General features: G+C 37.6%; 5 protein-coding genes. All 5 read right to left on the bottom strand.

All coding sequences use genetic code 11. The annotated features are described in order from the left end of the window. Positions 1 to 34 precede the first annotated feature (34 nt). Positions 35 to 811: a DNA repair protein RecO gene (recO, locus tag FC65_RS09340; RefSeq protein ID WP_029605150.1), complete on the bottom strand. Its 777-nt coding sequence runs from the start codon at positions 809 to 811 to the stop codon at positions 35 to 37. An 86-nt stretch (positions 812 to 897) separates the two neighbouring features. Then, a complete protein-coding gene (gene era / locus FC65_RS09345; protein ID WP_010496024.1) occupies positions 898 to 1,800 on the bottom strand; it encodes a GTPase Era in 903 nt (300 codons plus the stop codon). 45 nt (positions 1,801 to 1,845) lie between these two features. After that, on the bottom strand, positions 1,846 to 2,250 hold the full coding sequence (locus FC65_RS09350; RefSeq protein ID WP_338088192.1) for a diacylglycerol kinase family protein: 405 nt from the start codon (positions 2,248 to 2,250) through the stop codon (positions 1,846 to 1,848). Next, positions 2,234 to 2,713: an rRNA maturation RNase YbeY gene (gene ybeY, locus FC65_RS09355; RefSeq protein WP_056972468.1), complete on the bottom strand. Its 480-nt coding sequence runs from the start codon at positions 2,711 to 2,713 to the stop codon at positions 2,234 to 2,236. The genes FC65_RS09350 and ybeY overlap by 17 nt, the downstream gene beginning before the upstream one ends. 32 nt (positions 2,714 to 2,745) lie before the next feature. Continuing rightward, positions 2,746 to 3,723 carry a PhoH family protein gene (locus FC65_RS09360; RefSeq protein ID WP_056972469.1) on the bottom strand — a complete coding sequence of 326 codons (978 nt, stop codon included), beginning with the start codon at positions 3,721 to 3,723 and terminating at the stop codon, positions 2,746 to 2,748. Positions 3,724 to 3,853: the final 130 nt, after the last annotated feature.

A 3,853-nucleotide genomic window follows, 5' to 3' on the forward strand; every position in this document is an offset into this window, starting at 1 on the left:
CTGCAACGAAAAGTATGAATAATTCAGGAGTCATCTATTTTTTTAAAATTTGATCCCAACTTCCCATTTGATCAATAAACTTTTTAGCTTTAACATAGACCCCAACTTGGTCATTATACAAAGTATCGATAGTGTGGCGTAAGTGCTGTTTAGTCACATCCTTAACCTTGATCGAATGCAGTTGTTTAAGATCGATAACAGAAAAAAGTCTCAAATAATAAATTGTCCGTTGGTCTAAATGCAAGCGATGAAGATCTAGATACCAGTGCTGTTGGCATAAAAGTCCGCCATATGTCTCGGAAAAATCAAACGGACCGGAAGAATTACCACAGATCACACAGCTTTCCAAGAATGGTTTCACTCCAAACTGCTCTAAAAGTTGGATCTCTATGATATTGGCGACAATAGCTGCATCAAATCTTTGATCGATCAAATTAATTGCAGTAGCAATATTATCGAACCAAACTCCGGGCAAAGGTTCATCGTTTCCAAAGGCAGCCCCAACGAGTCCTAGAATATACGAAGCATATGCATTCAGTTCGATGTCAGAGTATATCTGCTGGTATTGTTCCAACTCCCTAGTTCCATTAATAAATGAAAGTCCGTGGTCGTTAACATTCCCAAAATATGTTCCATGAGAAAAAGGTAGGATCGCTGACGCTAATTTGAATCCTTTCTTTCGGGCACCTCTGACAAAAAAAGTTTTGATCCCAAATTTATCTGTCAAGATTTTAACTAACATATCTCGTTCTTTATAATCATTACGTGAAATGACGATCCCATGAAAGTCCACTACTTGATGTGATGCCAACTTAACACTTCCCTTCACCAACCAAAACCTTTTAATATTATAAAAAAACAGACCTAGACCAACATGCGCTAGATCTGTTCAAACTTTTAATAGTCATCTTGTTTATAACCCAAAGATTGAAGATCAGTTTTACGGTCTTTCCAATTCTCTTGGACTTTGACCCATAATTCTAGGTATACTTTATCACCCAAAAGAGTTTCAATATCCTTCCGAGCTAAAGTGCCGATCCTTTTCAGCATTTTACCACCCTTACCAATAATGATGCCCTTTTGACTGTTCCGTTCAACTATAATTGAAGCAGAAACTTGAATTTTTTGTTCGTTTTCCCGCTTTACACGTTCTGTGACAACGGCAACAGAATGCGGTATCTCTTCGCGTGTCAACTGATTGACCTTTTCACGGATCAACTCGGAAATAATAAAGCGTTCCGGATGATCGGTAACTTCGTCTTCCGGATAAAACTGGGGTCCCTCTGGTAGATCAGTTACTAAATTATCAACTAACTCAAAAACATTATTTCCTTTCAAAGCAGAGATCGGATAAACTTCTTGGAAATCTAAAGCATGTCTATAATCGTCAACTATTGGCAAGATATCATTAGGGTGGATCTGATCTATTTTATTGATCACTAGATAAATTGGTTTTTTAACGTTTTGGAGACGTTTGATAATAAAGTCGTCGCCCTTACCTCGTTTTTGAGTCGCATTCACCATAAATAAAACCGCGTCGACTTCATTTAGTGTCGAAAGTGCAGAATCGACCATAAAATCTCCCAATTTACTTTGTGGTTTGTGGATCCCTGGAGTATCAATAAAAATAATTTGCGAATCATCTGTAGTATAGATCCCCTGGATCTTATTACGCGTAGTTTGCGGCTTATCGCTCATAATAGCGATCTTTTGTCCGATCACGTAGTTGAGAAAAGTTGATTTACCAACATTTGGTCGGCCAATAATGGCTACAAAACCAGAATGAAAAGTCTTTGTCATTATATTTTCCTTTCTTTATCAAAAGAAACTTAGTCAAATTTAAAATTAAAAAAATAAGTGCCAGATTTTTGGAAGTAAGATCATTGCTGCCGTAAAAATTGCATAAAAAGAAGAAAGCAAAACGGCCGCAGCTGCAATGTCTTTTGCTTTTTTGGCAGGTAATTGATGTTTTGTTCCACAGACTAAGTCCACAATATTTTCAATCACGGTGTTCCATGCTTCATTGGCTAAAACCAAGAATACAGCCAATAATAGGCTACGCCACTCGTTATTAGTTACATGCAAAAGAAAGCCGGCAATGACAACCAACAACCCGGCCCAACAGTCGAAGCGAAAATTTCTTTCATCTTTATAAACTGTTCGTATCCCGTCTGTTGCGTGTTTTAAGGCTTGGATGAAACTATGATTTTTCCATTTAGTAGTGAATTTTCTTTTATCTTTTAAGGCCATAGGCATCTAAAATCTTTCTTTGTAAATCAAACATTTCTTTTTCATCATCCGGCTGCATATGGTCATAACCGTTTAAATGCAGAAAACCATGGACAACCAAAAAACCTAATTCTCTTTTTTCAGAATGACCTAGATATTCAGCCTGCTCCCTAACTTTGTCGAGCGAAACGAAAATGTCGCCAATATTTTTAGGAATATCAACGTCAAGATCATCGGCAAAAATAATCGGTTCTTCCTCACCATCGTCTTCTTCGATTGCAAAACTGATCACATCTGTAGCCTTATCAACACCGCGATATTTTTTATTGATCGCATGAATCTTATCATTATCAACGATAGTCACGGACATTTCTGTGTTAGCAGGTAAGTTAATATAGTTGCCTGCATAATTTAATAATTCATCGACCATAGTCAACCATTCTTGTGACACTTCTTTTGTTTCATCAAAAATCTCTAGATCCATATATTTAATAATCCTCTTTTTCTGTATAGTTATTACGGCAATTTATTGTCAACTTCATCATAAGCGGCAATGATTTCTGAAACCACAGGATGACGAACAACCTCGTTACCGGAAAACTGAATAAACTTAATATGCGGTAGACTTTGTAAAATTTTGCTGGCATCGATCAGGCCACTTTGCTGATGACCTTTTGGCAGATCAATCTGACTGACATCACCATTTACAACCATCTTCGAACCAAAACCCAAGCGTGTTAGAAACATTTTCATTTGAGCACGTGTCGAGTTTTGCGCTTCATCAAGGATCACGAAAGCATTATCCAAGGTCCGACCACGCATATATGCTAAAGGTGCGATCTCAATGACTCCACGTTCGATCAATCTTTCGGTATGCTCAGAACCCAAAATGGCGTACAAAGCATCATAGATCGGACGCAAATAAGGATCAACTTTTTCTTTGAGGTCTCCTGGTAAAAAGCCCAGGGATTCTCCTGCTTCAACGGCAGGCCTAGTCAAAATCAATCTTTCAACTTCTTTTTTCTTAAGGGCGGCAACTGCCATGACAACTGCAAGAAATGTCTTACCAGTTCCGGCTGGGCCGATACCAAAAACAAGATCATTGTTTCTGATAGCTTGAACATATTTACGTTGACCAAAGTTTTTCACCCGCACAGGACGGCCATTATTGTCCTTGATCAACGTTTCTTTATAAAGGTCCTGAAAGTAGGTCAAGGTCCCATTTTGCGCCATCTTTATCGCCGAAAGAACATCACTTTCAGAAATGCCGATCCCTTGTTCAACTAATTTTGTTAGTTTTCTGATAATTTCAGTCGCTTGGCCAGCAGTTTCTTGATCTCCTTTAACTTTCACCACATCTCCGAAAGGTCTAATATCTACATTAAGACCCTCTTCAATCAATTTCAGATAGCTATCATTCACACCAAATAAAACTGCCTGTATTTCTGGCTTGCCGACTCGCAGTTCTTTTTCAATTATTTGTTCCTCTGACAATTGAACGTCTCCTTTAAAAGCATAACTAAATATTACTTTAAATATAGCTTATACACTATTTTATTACAAGTACAGCATGCTGAAAACGAATTTTTACTAACAAAAAAGGTTCTATAATATTTGGTACTGA

This window comes from Ligilactobacillus acidipiscis DSM 15836 (assembly GCF_001435755.1).
Lineage (GTDB): Bacteria > Bacillota > Bacilli > Lactobacillales > Lactobacillaceae > Ligilactobacillus > Ligilactobacillus acidipiscis.